The sequence below is a fragment of the Hymenobacter oligotrophus genome (genome assembly GCF_003574965.1).
In the GTDB taxonomy this organism is placed as follows: domain Bacteria; phylum Bacteroidota; class Bacteroidia; order Cytophagales; family Hymenobacteraceae; genus Solirubrum; species Solirubrum oligotrophum.
This window is the reverse complement of sequence record NZ_CP032317.1, coordinates 565,040-579,518: the sequence shown is the minus strand read 5'-3', so window position 1 is coordinate 579,518 and position 14,479 is coordinate 565,040. Positions and strand designations below refer to the sequence as shown.

Sequence of the window (14,479 nt, the reverse complement as noted above, 5' to 3'; positions counted from 1 at the left end):
GGTACTGATCTGGCCCGATGAACACGCGTTTCGGTAAATATGAACAGGCAAGCTGGTTTATGCTTGCCTTGCTTGCTACTGCCTGCCAAAAAAACCTGTCGCCAACCACCGCTACGACTGTGCCCGTGGCAAAGGGCGTTTCGCTTCAGTTGGCCGAGCAGCGCAAACGGCTCATCAGCAACCTAGGGTACCAACTGCAGCTAAGCATACCCGAGCGCAAAGCCGAGCCGGTGGTGGCTTCGGAGGTGGTGTCGTTTAAGCTGTCGGACGCCAGCCAGCCCGTGCAGCTCGACTTCAAGGAGAAAACCGACCACCTCCGGCGCGTGGTAGTGAACGGCAAGGAGGTTGCCATCGACCACCGCGACGAGCACGTGGTGCTGCCCGCGCAGGCCCTCAAGCGCGGCCGTAACGCGGTGCAGATCGAGTTTGTAGCCGGTGATTTGTCGCTGAACCGTTCCGACGATTTCGTGTACACGCTGCTGGTACCCGACCGCGCCCGTACGGTGTTTCCGGTGTTCGATCAGCCCAACCTGAAAGCCAGTTTTCAGTTGCAGCTAACGGTGCCGAACGGTTGGCAAGCGTTGGCCAACGGACCGGTGCAGGATTCAACCGTGGCGGGCAGCACCAAAACCTACCGCTTCGCCCCTTCCGATACCATCAGCACTTACTTGTTCTCGTTTGTGGCCGGCAAGTTCACGCGGTTGTCGCGCGAGGCGGGCGGGCGCACCATGCAGCTGCTGCACCGCGAAACCGATGCAAGCAAATTGCAGCTTAGCCTAGGTCCGATTTTCCAGATTCATGCCGATGCGCTGAAGTTCATGGAGGCGTACACGGGCGTTCCGTACCCCTTCCGTAAGTTCGATTTCGTGGCTATTCCCGACTTTCAGTACGGCGGCATGGAGCACGTGGGCGCCATCGATTACAAGGCCAGCACGCTGTTCCTCGACGAAGGCGCCACGCAGGATCAGCAGATTGCCCGTTCCTCGCTCATCGCCCACGAAACCGCCCACATGTGGTTTGGCGACTTGGTGACGATGCAGTGGTTTAACGACGTGTGGATGAAGGAGGTGTTTGCCAACTTCATGGCCGATAAAATCACGCAGGTGGCCGTAGCCAACTCCAACTACGACCTCAAATTCGTGACCGACCACTACCCTGCCGCCTACGGTATCGACCGCACCCAGGGCGCCAATCCCATTCGGCAGGAGTTGGATAACCTGCAGGATGCCGGCTCGCTCTACGGCAATATCATTTACCACAAAGCGCCCATAATGATGCGGCAGCTGGAGCGGCTGATGGGCGAAGAGGCGTTTCGGGCGGGCTTGCAGGAGTACCTGCGCACCTACGCCCACGGCAACGCCACCTGGCCCGACCTCATCGGCATTCTCGACCGCCGCACGCCCGCCGGTTTGCAGGCCTGGAACCAGGTGTGGGTAAACCAGCCCGGCCGCCCCGTTATCGACTACAAGCTGCAAACCCAGGCAGGTAAAATCAGCCAGCTCGAACTCAGGCAGCGCGCCGAAGACGGCTCCGACCGCCTCTGGCCGCAGGTGTTTGAGGTGCTGCTGGTATACCCCAACGGCACCAGCAAGGAGCTGACCGTGAACATGAACCAGCGGCAGGTGCAGCTAGCGGAAGTGGCCGGCCAGCCAGCTCCGGCGTTTGTGTTGTTCAACTCCTCGGGCCTGGGCTACGGGGTTTTCCCCGTTGATAAGCAGCTGCTGCCCAACCTAGGCAAGCTGCCGAACCCGGTGGCTAGGGCATCGGCCTATATCAGCCTTTACGAGAACATGCTGAACGGCCGGGTGCTGCCTCCGCGCCAACTGCTTGACCTCTACCGCCAACAACTGCCCCTCGAAAATGAAGAACTAAACCTGAAGCTACTCACGGGCCAGCTTTCCGATATTTACTGGAAGCTGCTGAAGCCCGCGGAGCGCACTGCCCTAGCTCCGGCCCTCGAGGCTGACTTGTGGCGCACGATGCAGCAGAACAGCTCGGGCAACGTCCGCAAGCTGTTGTTCAAAAGCTACCAATCGGTGGCGCTAAGCCAGCCGGCGCAAGAGCGCCTGTACCATGTTTGGAGCACGCAACAGGCCCCTGCGGGCGTTACGCTTACCGAAGACGATTACACCGCGCTGACCCAAGCATTGGCCGTGCGCGACTACGCCGCCGATCCGCAAATCCTGACCAAGCAACTGGCCCGCATCAAAAACCCCGATCGCCAAAAGCGGCTGCAGTTCCTGATGCCTGCCCTCTCGCCCGACGTTGCTACGCGCGATGCGTTTTTCGCCTCGCTGCGCGACGAGCAGAACCGCGAAAAAGAAGCCTGGGTGCTCTCGGCCCTAGGTGCGCTGCACCACCCCTTGCGCCAGCGCACCTCCGAAAAGTACCTGCCCCAAAGCCTCGAGCTGCTCGAAGAAATTCAGCTAACCGGCGACATTTTCTTCCCTTACTCCTGGCTGCAGGCCACCCTAGGTAATTACCAGAGCGCCAGTGCGGCGGCCACGGTCCGTAGCTTCCTCAAAGCGCACCCCAACTTCAACCCCAAGCTGCGCGCTAAGCTGCTGCAAGCCGCCGACGACGTGTTTCGGGCCGAGAAGCTGGTGCAGTAATGCGCCGAGCACCTAGGGTTGGCCTTGGGCAGTGCCCAGGTGCTCGGGCTGCGGCTTAGCGCCCACAAAGGGCAGCAGTTGCCGGTAAATCATGTTGTTTTTCCAATAGAGCTGCAGCACCATGGGCACGTGCTTTTTGCCCTTCATCACGGTAAAGCCCGGCTGGTGACCCAGCTCCGTTAGCCGTTGCCGAAACTCCTCGCTGCTGCTGGCAATGGAGCCATAGGTTTCGCCGCCGACGAAGACAAGAAAAGGCGGGCTTTTGGGCGTGAGGTAGTAGTACGGCGACACCTGCCGCCAACCCGCGGGTGCAGTTCCGAAGGCCACCACGTACTGCGAATCGTCGGGGTACTGCTTTTTCTGTAGGTACGCGTACATGTTCAGCCCGGCGGGGTCGTTCAGGATGACGCCGCGCACGGGGTTTTGCGGCAGGCCGAGCTGGGCAAACAGCGCATCGTTGGTAGCGAGCAGGGCGGCCAGTCCGCCCCCGGCCGAGTGGCCCATCAGGTAAATGCGCCCAGGGTCGCCGCCGAACTCCCCAATGTGCTCTTTGGTCCAGCGCACGGCGCGGGCGCAGTCGTTGGCCATGGCCGGCACTTGCACCTGCGGCGCCAAGCGGTAGTTAATAACTACCGCTACCACACCCTGCTTGGCCAAGCGGCGCCCCACAAAGCGGTATATCTCTTTGCGGCCGCTGTTCCAGTTGCCGCCATGAATAAATACCACCACCGGGTAGCTAGCCCCGGCTTTGCGCCGCGGCGCATACACATCAAGGCGGTGCCGCTCCGCATCGTAATCGGGCGCGTTGGCGGCTACGTAGGCCACGTCGGCGGTGCGGCGGCTGGGCCGGGCCAGGGCCTCATCGTTGGCTACCAGCAACCACAGGGGGCCGGTTAGTGCAACCAGCATCTTCATCCAACGAACTACACGCATAAATACAACCTGAAAGCAGCGGGGCCACCCTAGGGCCCGCCTCAGCTATACGCCCTAGGTGCGCGCATCGGTTTGCAGGGCCGTGACTAAGTGGCCTGGGTAGGCAACCAATGCATTAATATTATTGCGAAAGGATATACATACCCGCCCCCGCGCAACGCTTTCGCCGGTGCGGTGTCTTGTTCGTTGCACTAACTGCTGCCGCCACCTAGGCACTTGCCCATGAAACACTTGCGCGTTTTGGTTTTATTGCTTTTGTGCCTAGGTGCCGCTCCGGCCTGGGCCCAAAAGGTTTCGGTAGTGAAGCTGCCCGCGCTGCAGCGGGTGTTGGCCCGGCCCACCGATACTACTTACGTTATCAACTTCTGGGCTACGTGGTGCAAACCCTGCATCGAGGAGCTGCCGCACTTCGAGAAGGTACGGGCGCGCTACGCCAACCAAAAAGTGCGGGTGCTACTCGTGAGCCTCGACTTTCCGTCGAAGCTCGAGCAGAAGGTAAAGCCTTTTGTGAAGCAGCAACGCCTGGCCTCCACCGTGTGGCTGCTCAACGAAACCGACGCTAATGCTTACATTGATAAAGTAGACCCGAAGTGGTCGGGTGCGTTGCCGTTTACGCTGCTCATCAACAACCGGCGCAAGCTGCGCACCTCGTTCGAGCAGCCGCTTACCGAAGCCGAGCTGACGCAGGCCCTCCGCCCGTTTGTGCGGCCCTAGGTCCGTCTTTGTTGTTCACCTCTCACAACCCAAACAACCCATGAAGAAAGCAGCGTACCTCCTGCCCCTGCTGCTAGTGCTGGCCCTGATCGTCGGCTTTAGCAGCTACATGCGCACCCCCGGCCCAGGCCCCAGCCCCGACGAAGGTTACAAGGTGGGCGACAAAGCCATGGATTTCAAGCTGAAGAACGTGGATGGCAAAACCGTTTCGTTGAGCAGCAACGCCGGCGCCAAAGGCTACATCGTGGTGTTTACGTGCAACACCTGCCCTTACGCCCAAGCCTACGAATCGCGCATTATGGCCCTGCACCAGAAGTATGCCTCGCAGGGCTACCCGGTAGTGGCCATCAACCCCAACGATCCGCAAATTGCCCCCGGCGACTCGTTTGAGAAAATGCAGGAACGCGCCACCGAGAAGAAGTACGCCTTCCCGTACCTGTTCGACGAAACCCAGAGCGTGGCCCGTACTTTTGGCGCCACCCGCACGCCGCACGTGTACGTGCTGCAGCGCTCGGGCCAAGACTTTAAGGTGGCGTACATCGGCGCCATCGACAACAACACCGAGGACGGCACCGCCGCCACGGAGCGCTATGTAGAATCGGCCATGACGCAGCTGATGGCCGGTAAGCCCGTGCAGACTACTTCGACGAAAGCCATTGGATGCACTATTAAGTGGAAGAAGAAAGCCTAGGTGCTTTAAGTACGCATACCCAAAACACCGTCATGCTGAGCTTGTCGAAGCATCTCTACCCTTCGTCAGACACTATCCAACGAAGCGGTAAAGATGCTTCGACAGGCTCAGCATGACGACCAAAGACTACAGTTGTATTAACTGACTGCCTAAACCCAGTGTCCCGAAGGCAACAAAAAAGCCCGGCAAGTAAACCTTGCCGGGCTTTTTTGTTGATAATGCTCCGTTACCGTTGGGTTGCTTTAGCGGTTGCCATGGCCCCCGCAGTCTGCACATCCTTCACATTATTGTCCCCATCCAAATCAACCAGCAACAGGTATGGGTCGATGCCGGCGCGGGCGGGTTTGCGGGGCACGGTTACGCTGATGGTTTGTTGCCCCGAGCGGATGCGGTGCTTTTGCAGGTACAGCGGCTTGCCGTAGTCTTCGTCCTTCTCGCGTGGGGCAATTACCCCAATTTCCACCCAGTCGTTTAGGGGTTGTTCGTGCCGGGCACCGGTGCTGTCGATTACTACTTTGTGGGCCTGCACCTCCAGGCTCACTTGCCAGGTGCCGGCTTTGGTTTGCCGGGCCGAGGCCTGCTTGGTTTGCAGCTCCCAATAGGTGTTGGCCCCGAACAGGTCGTGCAGCAGGTAGTGGAGCGAATCGGGCGTAACGGCGCGCAGCTCGCGGTACAAATCGAGCGTGGTAGCCAGCGGCGGCACTTTGGGGCTGTGCTTTAGTTTCAGTTGCCGCAGCGCGGTGTTTACCTGCTCTTGCCCGATGTATTTGCTGAGCGCGTACAGCGCCAACGGGCCTTTGCGGTAGCCCATGAAGGCATTGTTGGCCCGCAGCAAGGGCACCATGGCGCGGGAGCGTGGCACCTCGTACGACTGGCGCAAAAAGCTGAGGTAGCGGCGCAAGTGGCCGTAGCCGTAGCTTTTTTCGAGCACTTGCATGCCTGAGTACACCGCCAAGCCCTCGGCCAAAAACGGGGCGCCTTCAACACTCGCGAAGCCCAGGCCAAATTGGTGCGCTACCTCGTGGGCCAGCACGTAGTACGGCAAATCAAAGCCGCGCGGGCTGGCATCGGGGTTCATCAGGGCAAACTGCTCGCCGTAGTCGATGGTGCTGGCCTCGGCGTTCAGCTCGCCCTCGGTGCCCGCCCGCTCGATGATGGTGAGGTGGCCGTACGGATAGGCGCCGAACTGCTCCGTGTAGTAATCGAGCGAAGCGCGTACGCTGCGCAACATGCGCTCGACGTTGTTGGTGTGCCCGGAATGGTAGTACAGGCTGATATCGACGGGTTTGGCGGTGGGCAGTTGGGCACTGCGCCACTGCACACTACGCACCGCGTAATTGGCCGAGAAGAACACCGACTGGTTTTGAATGGGCGCATCGGTTACGAAGTGAAAGTAGCGGCGCCCGCCAGCTTTCCAGCTGCGGCGCAGCTTGCCCGGCGCTACGGCAACCTGATCGGCAGCGGTGCCCACTACCGCCTCAAAAGTTGTCCAGTCGCCGCGCGTCGACTTTTGGCGGGCGGCTACATCGTAGAGCGACGGAATTTCGGGGCGCGCCTCCAGGCCGTGCTGCTTGCGGGCACTTGCCTCGCGCAGCTCGCGCAGGGGTTGGTAGCCAATGGCGGGCAGCACATCCTGGCTCATCAGGTAGGTTCCGTTGGCCTCCACCAAGGCTTTGCTGCCGTTGTTGCCGAAGCCCTTGGGCTTGCCATCTATCCGGAAGCTGAGCTGCAGCGAGTCGCCGGGCTGCAGCGGCTGTTGCAATGCGTACATGCGGTGGCCGTGTGGCTCGTCGGCCAGTACTTGCTTGGCCGGCCGCCCAAACGACACGGCGCTGGTTTCGGCACCGCGGGCTGTGGCCAGGTGAATGGTATCGATGGCGACGGCGCTGCGGTTGACGAGGCGGTAGCTGCCCCGTATTGTTACTGCCTGTCGCTCCGGGTACAGCTCTACTTGCAATTTGGTGCTGGCCAACTGCGGCTGCGGACGGTTGCCGTACCGGGCGTAGCGTCGCTCGTACTCCGCGCGGTGCTCGTTTTCGTCGGCGGCCGTGGTGTGTTCGTTCAGCACGTTGGTGTTGTAGAAGATAAACCCACCTAGGCCCAACACCAGCCCCGCTCCTGCCACGGTTGTAGCGGCGGTTGCGGGCGTGAAGCGGCTGCGGGCTGCCTGCAGCCGCGGCCCTAGGTTGTTTTCCTTGCCGCGCGCCCACAGCAGCCGGGCCGCCACCGCCAGCAGCAGCGCCCAAGCCGCCCAATACAGCTTAAACCACAGCCACGGCCCGAGCGAGCTGCCGAAGCCCCGGATGTCGGTGTACCACCAATCGGGCGCTGTACCGAACACCAGCAGGTGGTGGTGCACGCCGAGCTTGGCGGCAAAGCCCATAAAGCCCAGCACGAGCAGCAGGGCCAGGTGCCCTAGGTACTTTTGGTTGACGAGCACGTGCACCACCAAGGCCAGCATGGCAAAGAGCAGGTATTCGGCCAACTGCAGCCCAAACAACGCCTTTAGGTACAGGCCCACTTCAAACTTGTTGTATCCCAGAATGGCTTGCAGCAGCATTCCGCCCAGCAGCAGAATCAGCATCCAGGTGGCAATCAGCAGCCCAAGGCCCAGGAACTTGCCCACTAGCAAGGCCCACTCCGATACGGGGGCCGCGTCGGCAATTTCGCTGAGGCCGGCCTCCCGCTCGCGCCACACCAGCTCGCCGGCGAAGTACATGAGGAGCAGCGGCAGCACGAGCCACGGCGTTTTGACGTTGCCGAGCGGCGTAGTCAGAAAATCAATTACCTGTTGGGTGGTCGGGAACAGCGGAATGGTGTTTTGCTCCATGAACTCCGACCCGAGCAGCGCCGAACCTAGGGCAATAAGCGCCACCAACGGCAAGCCAATACGGCTGCGCGCCACGTACCCAAACGACGACCAAGCCACGGCCAAGGTTTGGCGCACAGCGGTACCGAAACTAAACGGGCGGCTTACCTGCGGTACCACCACGGCGCGCGCAGTTGCTGGGGCGGCCACGGCAGGCGTTGGGCCCGGCACTTGGGCGCGCGCCCGGCCCAGCCACGGGCGCCAACCGCGGCCGGCCACCGGGTGCCCGAACGCAAACCGCACGTACGTGAAGGCCAGCAGGCCAACGGCAATGCCCAGCCAAAGCAGCCGGTTCCAGCCGAACAGCCCCGCCAGCTTAATCAGTTGCGTGTTTTTTTGCGCGGGCGTCCAGGTTTCCATTTCGCCGCCCACGATGCTGGCAAACCCCACGATATCGAGCAGCTTGGTTAAGTCCCACCAGCCCACGGCCTTGGCCACAATCATCACGATAAAATGCGAGACGAAGAACAGCAGCGCGCTGCCGATGTAGCTGCCCATGCCCCGGCCGCTGAGCGTGGCCAGCGTAAACTGCAGGGCGGTGGCGGCCAAGGCAATGGGCAAGCCTAGGTAGGCATAGGCTGTGAGGTGCGCCAGCGGCAAAAACGGCCCCAGAAACTGGGGCTTCCAGCCGGGCGAGTAAAACCCCAGGCACAACCCCACTTGCACTACCAGCAGCAGCAAAGCATTGAGCGCCAACGCCGCTGCAAACCGGCCGCCTAGGTACTCGGCCTTGCTTACGGGGGTGGTGTAGAGCAAGGGATGCATGCGGGTTTGCACGTCGCGGGCGGCCGCGTCGCCGCTGATGGCGCCGGCCATGAGCAGCCACACCACGTTGCTGAACACCGTGAGAAAGGCAATGGACGCGGGCGCGTTGTTGTAGGTGCCGTCGGCGGGCGTGCCGATTTTGGTGAGCAGCAGCGGAAACAGCAGCAGCACCGCCCCAAACAGCCACGTGGTTATGTGCCCCAGCTGGTAACGCAGCTCGTAGCGGAAGATCGTTCGAAACGTCATGGCTGCACCGGCGCGGTGTTGTCGTCGGGTTTCAGATCGAGCAGCAGTTGGTTGGGGTCGAGGCCCGCGCGGGCCGGCTTGCCGGGCACCGCAATAAGGATGCGCTGCCCACCCGTGCGAATGCGGTGCCGTTGCTGGTACAGCGGCTTGCCGTCGGCGGCAAAGGCCGCTACCTCCACCAAGTCGTTCATGGGCACGGCGCTAACGGCACCGGCGCTGTCGGCCACGGTTTTGCGGGCCTGCACCGCGAGGCTTACCTGCCAGGTGCCGGCTTTGGTTTGCCGGGCCGTGGCTTGCGTGGTTTTCAGCTCCCAAAAGGTGTTTACCTCGAAGAAGTCGTGCAGCAGCGGCCGCAGCGAATCGGGCGTTACGGCCCGTAGCTCGTGGTACAAATCGAGGGTGGTGGCCAGCGGCGCGTCGGGGGTGCGGTGTTTCTCGAGCAGGCGGCGCAGCGCACCGTTCACCTGCGCCTCGCCTAGGTACTCGCTCAGCGCATACAGCACAAAGGGCCCTTTGCGGTACGAGAGGTACGGATCGAGGCCGCGCAGCAGCGGCTCGCCCCGCCGGATTACCGGGAACGGGTACGGTTGCCGCATGTAGCCCAGCAAAGCGCGCAGGTCTTCAGGACCTTTGGCGTGCTCCACGGCTTTCAGGGCGTAATACCAAGCCAGGCTTTCCGACATTATGGGGGCGCCCTCCACGGCGGCGTACGGCACCGTCCACTGGTGGGCCATTTCGTGGGCCACAATGGCGTAGGGGTGGTCGTGGCTGCCGGGGGCAGTGCCGGGGTTCCAGAGGGTAAACCCTTCGCCGTGCGAAATCATGGCGGCATCGGCGTGCATGCCCGTGCCCAGGCCGGCCCGCTCCACAACGCTGAGGTAGCTGTGCCGGTAGGGCCCAAACTGTTGGCTGTAGTAACGCAGCGAAGCCTTGGCTCCCTCCACCACCCGCCCTAGGTGCGCCGTGTGCCCCGGGTGGTGAAAGAGCTGAATAGCCACCACTTGCCCCGGGGCATCGGGGTTGCGCCACTGGTACTGCCGCACGGCGTAGCGGGCCGAAAAAATGCTCCACTCGCCGCCGATGGGGGCATCGGTTGAGTACTGAAAATACCGGCGGCCGCCTGCTTGCCAGCTGCGGCGCAGCTTGCCCGGCGCCACAGCAGTTTGGTCGGCGGCGGTGCCAATCACGGCTTCAAAAGCAACGCCGCCGCCGCCCAGCTTTTGACGCGCTTCGCCGTTGTAGAGCGAGGCAATTACGGGGCGCGGGGCCAACGCGTGGGCGCGGCGCTCGGCCGCCCCAATCAGCTCGCGGCTTTCCTGGTAGCCAATTGCCGGCAGCCAGGTGTTGCTGAAATTGGTGCCGTTGGCTTCCAACGAGTTATCGACGCCGTTCACGCCGAAGCCGCGCGGCGCCACGCGCACCCGAAAGCGGAGCTGCAACGAGTCGCCGGGCTGCAAGGGCGTTTGCAGGGCAAAAACCTGGTGGTACAGCTCCTGCGAGTGCAGTACGCGGGCCGCCGGCCGGTTGAACGCAAGGTCCGTGGTTTCGACGCCCGGCGCGGTGGCCACGTGCACCGAGTCGATGGCGACGGCGCTGCGGTTGACGAGCCGGTAGCTGCCCCGGATGTCGGCCGTTTGCCGCTCGGGGTACAGCTCGATGCGCAGGTTGCCCGCCGTCACCCGCGGCTGCGGGCGCCGGGCGTAGCGGCCGAAGCGCTGCTCGTAGGCGGCCGCGTTTCGCGAGCGGTCGGCGGCGGAGGTGTAGCGGTTCAGCACGTTGGTGTTGTAGAAGATGAACCCACCTAGGGCCAGCGCCAGCCCCGCCCCCACCGCGGTTATTGCGGCCGTGGCAGGCGTAAAGCGGCCGCGCGCCAGCTGGCGGCGCGCGCCCAGGGTAGTTTGCTTGCCTCGCGGCCACAGCAGCCGCGCCGCCACCGCCAGCAGGAGCGCCCAGGCTGCCCAGTACAGCTTAAACCACAGCCACGGACCTACGGAAGCCCCGAATCCGCGCATATCGGTGTACGACCACCCGGGGCCGCCGCCGTAAATCAGCAGCTTGTGCTCGACGCCGAACAGCGAGGCCAGCGTAATGAACACAAAAGCCATAATGGCCACCAAATGCCCAATGTATTTCTGATTGACCACAGCGTGCACCGCCAAGGCCAGCAGCGCAAAGAGCAAGTACTCGGGCAACTGCAGCCCGAACATGGTTTTCAGGTAAAGCGCGGGCTCGTAGTGGTGGTGGCCCACCAAGGTTTGGGCCGCTACGCCCGCCAAGGCCAGCAGGGCCATAAACAAGGCCAGCGTGGCGCTCAGCCCTAGGTATTTGCCCGCCATCGACACCCAATCGGTGCTGGGCAGCGCGTCGGTGATTTCGTCGAGGCGGGCCTCCCGCTCGCGCCACACCAGCTCGCCGGCGAAGTACACAATCAGAAAGGGTACGACAACCCAGCGGCTCAGCTCGTCGGCCAGCGAGGCCGTCAGCTCTTTCACTACCAACGCGGTGGCGGGCAGCAGCGGCACGTCGTTCGAGCTCATCTGATCGACCACTACCGGCACCGTAAGCAGCGGAATGGCTACCAGCAGCGCCAGCCCGGCCCAGCTCAGCACCAGCATCCGGAACGAGGCCGCGGCCACGGCCAGCAGCTGGCGCAAGTGGGTGGCCAGGCCAAACCGCTGCCGCACCGCCGGCACGGCCACCGGCGCGCTGGCCGCAATGCCAAGGCGGGCGGGCAGCACTTGGGCCGTTGCTTTCGAACGCGCCCGAAAGCGGCTGAGCCAGCTGCCCTCGGCGCGGTGCGCAAACCGAAACCCTAGGTAAGTGGCAACGCCCGCGCCCAAGGCCAGGCCCAGCCACAGCAGCCGGTTGCTGAGCAGCGGTTCCTCCAGCCCGAGCAGGCGCGTGTTTTTTTCGGCGGGCGTCCAGAGGTGCGCAATGTCCTCCACCACAAACCGGATGCCGATGGGGTCGAGCAACGAGCCGAGGCTGCGCCGGAACAATAGCATCGAGGCCACGAAGAAGCCCATGAACACGATCAGGAAGCTGCCGAAGTAGCCGGCCATGGCGCGGCCGCTGCGGGCCGCCAGCCCAAACTGAATGGTGGTGGCTGCCAGGGCGTTGGGCAGGGCAATAAGGGCGTACGAGGTGAGGAAGGCGCTGGGCCGGAACGGGCCGATCAGCTCCGCATCAACCCCGGGCAGGTACACGCCCAGCAATATGCCCGCCTGCACCGCCAGCAGCAGCAAAGCATTGAGCACCAGCGCTGCCAAAAACCGCCCGCCCAAGTACTGTGCTTTGCTGACAGGGGTGGTGTAGGTGAGCGGGTGCATGCCGGTGGCCACGTCGCGCGCGGCGGCGTCGCCGGCAATGGCGGCGGCCATTACCAGCCACACCAAGCCGCCAAACACCGTGGTTTTGGCCACGGCAAACGGCGAGTTGAGATAAAACTCGGAGTACAGCACGGCAGCCACCGAGCCGTCGCGCGTCATCAAAAAGCTGAGCGCCAGCAGCACGGTCATAAACAGCCATGGCCACGGCCGGCGCAGCTGGTAGCCGAGCTCGAAGCGGTAAATCGTCCAGAATATCATACGCGGGCTGCCTGAGCGGCTGGGGCTACGGCCTGGCCGAAGTGCCCGGCCATGGTGCTGAAGTACACGTCTTCCAGGTCGGCCGTAACCGGCTCGAAGCCCGCGCCGGGGTCTTCGGGGCTGTACACGTGCACCAACGTGCAGCCGCTGAGCAACTTAGTCGAAATCACGTGGTGTTGCTGCTCCACTTGCGGCAGCTCGCTTTTCGCCACCAGGCGGCGCCAGATGCGGCCCTGCAGCTCCTGCACGGCCTGCAGCGGCTCGGCCTCAAGCAAAATGCGGCCTTGGTTGATGATGGCCATGCGCGTGCAGAGCTCGGCCACGTCTTCCACGATGTGGGTGGAGAGGATGACCACGCTGTTTTCGCCCAGCTCGCTGAGCAGGTTGAGGAAGCGCACGCGCTCGGCCGGGTCGAGGCCGGCCGTGGGCTCGTCGACGATCAGCAACTGGGGCTTGCCCAGCAAGGCCACCGCCACGCCAAAGCGCTGGCGCATGCCGCCCGAAAAGCCGCCCAGCTTTTGCCGGCGCACCTCCCACAAGTTGGTTTGCCGCAGCAAGGCCTCCACCACCTGGCAGCGTTCGGCCCGGTTGGTTATGCCTTTCAGAATGGCGAAGTAATCCAGCAAATCTTCGGCCCGGGCTTTGGGATACACGCCGAACTCCTGCGGCAGGTACCCGAGGGTTTGGCGCACGGCTTCCTGCTCGCGCAGCACGTCGATGTCGCCTAGGTGGATGCTGCCGGCATCGGGCTGTTGCAGCGTGGCCAGCGTGCGCATGAGCGTGCTTTTGCCCGCGCCGTTGGGGCCCAGCAGCCCGTACATGCCCGCCGGAATGGTCAGGCTAACGTCTTTCAGGGCGTGCACCCCGTTGGCGTAGCTTTTCGAAACGTTGCGTATGCGTAATTCCATAACAAAGAGGCAGGCGGGTGAAGACGTTGAGTGGGCTACAGGCGTCGGTTTCGGGCGCGCTGACGGTGTATGTATAACCCGAAATTGCGGTCGAAAAGAGCACTTAATCAAAAAGCACTTTGTGTTACAAAGCAAGATAAACCGCAGCTACTTTGCAATACAAAGTGAGTAAATTTTATTAGGCACATCCGGTGCGGGCGGCTAGCCACTTTAGGGCAACCATTGCGCTATTTGGCCGCATGCCTTTGCCGCTGAAGGAAAGGCCACCTACCCTAGGTGCCGGATGGCATTGGGGCTGCAGGGGCTAAAATAGCAGCCCGCAAGCGCCGGCCACCAACGCGCCCACCAGCGTATTTAGGGTGTTTACTGCGTCGTTGGAGAGGGCTCCGCGGCGCTCCAGGGTAGCGCCCAGCAGCGAGTCGGCGATGTTGCCGGCGGTGCCGGCCAGCAGCAGCCCACCAGCCCAGGGCCCCCAACCGTGCACGAAACAGTAAGCCGCGGCCAGCACGGCGCTGCCGGCGGCACCAAGCAAGGTGCCTTCCATGCTTACCACGCCGTTTTCGCCGCGCGTATCGGGGCGCAGGGTTAGCACATTCACGTAGCGGCTGCCGTACACGTTGCCCAGCTCCGAGGCCAGCGTATCGGCGGTGGCGGCGGCAAATGCGCCGGCCAGCATCAGGGCACCTAGGGGCGCAAATGTGGGCCACAACCAGCTTAGCAACCCCAGGGCACCCGCCACGCCGGCGTTGGCCAGCACTTGGCCTGCACGGCGCCGGCCGCGGTTTTCCTCGGCCAAGCCCAGCCGGCGTTTGTCGGCCACGCGCCACGCCGAGGCCGCCGTGCCGAGCGCGAAAAAAAGTGCCAGCAAGCCCAGCCCTAGGTATCCCACTCCCAGGTAAATGAGCACGCCTAGCAGGCCGCCCACCCCTACCGCCGCCCCCGTGAGCTTACGTGCCCGGTAGCTATAGCCCATACCTAGGCCCAGCAACAACAGCACGGGAGCAAGCTCGAGCACGGATTTCATGGCCGGAAGATAGAGCCCCGGCCTCAAACGCGAACCACACGGCCGGCCGCGCATTTTTTTACGCGCTGCCGGTAACCATTGGGCCAAGCTGCAGTTTCTGGGCGCGGTTGGTGCAACGCGCTTTGGTTTT

Annotated in this window: 8 protein-coding genes; 3 read left to right on the top strand and 5 right to left on the bottom strand. The window is 62.9% G+C overall.

The features are described from left to right. Positions 1 to 59 precede the first annotated feature (59 nt). The gene (locus D3Y59_RS02370) at positions 60 to 2,612 is read left to right on the top strand and encodes a M1 family metallopeptidase (RefSeq protein ID WP_119446285.1); all 2,553 of its coding nucleotides are present in this window, start codon (positions 60 to 62) and stop codon (positions 2,610 to 2,612) included. A 12-nt stretch (positions 2,613 to 2,624) separates the two neighbouring features. Here D3Y59_RS02370 and D3Y59_RS02365 read toward each other — a convergent pair whose 3' ends face one another. Next, complete coding sequence (locus D3Y59_RS02365) at positions 2,625 to 3,545, bottom strand: alpha/beta hydrolase (protein ID WP_240410482.1); 921 nt, start codon at positions 3,543 to 3,545, stop codon at positions 2,625 to 2,627. Positions 3,546 to 3,767: 222 nt separating this feature from the next. On the opposite strand from D3Y59_RS02365, the gene D3Y59_RS02360 reads away from it, so the two are divergent. Together D3Y59_RS02360 and D3Y59_RS02355 are read left to right on the top strand one after the other, a co-directional pair. Continuing rightward, complete coding sequence (locus D3Y59_RS02360) at positions 3,768 to 4,259, top strand: TlpA disulfide reductase family protein (RefSeq protein WP_119443586.1); 492 nt, start codon at positions 3,768 to 3,770, stop codon at positions 4,257 to 4,259. Positions 4,260 to 4,299: 40 nt separating this feature from the next. Then, entirely contained in the window at positions 4,300 to 4,950 is a 651-nt protein-coding gene (locus D3Y59_RS02355) for a thioredoxin family protein (RefSeq protein WP_059070055.1), read from the top strand. 226 nt (positions 4,951 to 5,176) lie between these two features. Here D3Y59_RS02355 and D3Y59_RS02350 read toward each other — a convergent pair whose 3' ends face one another. The 4 genes from D3Y59_RS02350 to D3Y59_RS02335 all read right to left on the bottom strand — a co-directional run bounded on the left by D3Y59_RS02350 (position 5,177) and on the right by D3Y59_RS02335 (position 14,349). Beyond that, on the bottom strand, positions 5,177 to 8,830 hold the full coding sequence (locus D3Y59_RS02350) for an ABC transporter permease/M1 family aminopeptidase (RefSeq protein WP_119443585.1): 3,654 nt from the start codon (positions 8,828 to 8,830) through the stop codon (positions 5,177 to 5,179). After that, positions 8,827 to 12,417 (bottom strand): ABC transporter permease/M1 family aminopeptidase, encoded by a 3,591-nt coding sequence (locus D3Y59_RS02345; protein ID WP_119443584.1) that lies wholly within the window; start codon positions 12,415 to 12,417, stop codon positions 8,827 to 8,829. The genes D3Y59_RS02350 and D3Y59_RS02345 overlap by 4 nt, the downstream gene beginning before the upstream one ends. Then, a complete protein-coding gene (locus D3Y59_RS02340) occupies positions 12,414 to 13,325 on the bottom strand; it encodes an ABC transporter ATP-binding protein (RefSeq protein ID WP_119443583.1) in 912 nt (303 codons plus the stop codon). Before D3Y59_RS02340 ends, D3Y59_RS02345 begins: the two co-directional genes overlap by 4 nt. Before the next feature lie 304 nt (positions 13,326 to 13,629). Then, complete coding sequence (locus tag D3Y59_RS02335; protein ID WP_119443582.1) at positions 13,630 to 14,349, bottom strand: DUF92 domain-containing protein; 720 nt, start codon at positions 14,347 to 14,349, stop codon at positions 13,630 to 13,632. Positions 14,350 to 14,479 lie beyond the last annotated feature (130 nt).

What these genes read in the sequence shown, in the direction of transcription:
- D3Y59_RS02370 (WP_119446285.1), top strand. Translation starts at nt 60, where the DNA reads ATGCTTGCCTTGCTTGCTACTGCCTGCCAAAAAAACCTGTCGCCAACC.
- D3Y59_RS02365 (WP_240410482.1), bottom strand. Translation starts at nt 3,545, where the DNA reads ATGCGTGTAGTTCGTTGGATGAAGATGCTGGTTGCACTAACCGGCCCC.
- D3Y59_RS02360 (WP_119443586.1), top strand. Translation starts at nt 3,768, where the DNA reads ATGAAACACTTGCGCGTTTTGGTTTTATTGCTTTTGTGCCTAGGTGCC.
- D3Y59_RS02355 (WP_059070055.1), top strand. Translation starts at nt 4,300, where the DNA reads ATGAAGAAAGCAGCGTACCTCCTGCCCCTGCTGCTAGTGCTGGCCCTG.
- D3Y59_RS02350 (WP_119443585.1), bottom strand. Translation starts at nt 8,830, where the DNA reads ATGACGTTTCGAACGATCTTCCGCTACGAGCTGCGTTACCAGCTGGGG.
- D3Y59_RS02345 (WP_119443584.1), bottom strand. Translation starts at nt 12,417, where the DNA reads ATGATATTCTGGACGATTTACCGCTTCGAGCTCGGCTACCAGCTGCGC.
- D3Y59_RS02340 (WP_119443583.1), bottom strand. Translation starts at nt 13,325, where the DNA reads ATGGAATTACGCATACGCAACGTTTCGAAAAGCTACGCCAACGGGGTG.
- D3Y59_RS02335 (WP_119443582.1), bottom strand. Translation starts at nt 14,349, where the DNA reads ATGAAATCCGTGCTCGAGCTTGCTCCCGTGCTGTTGTTGCTGGGCCTA.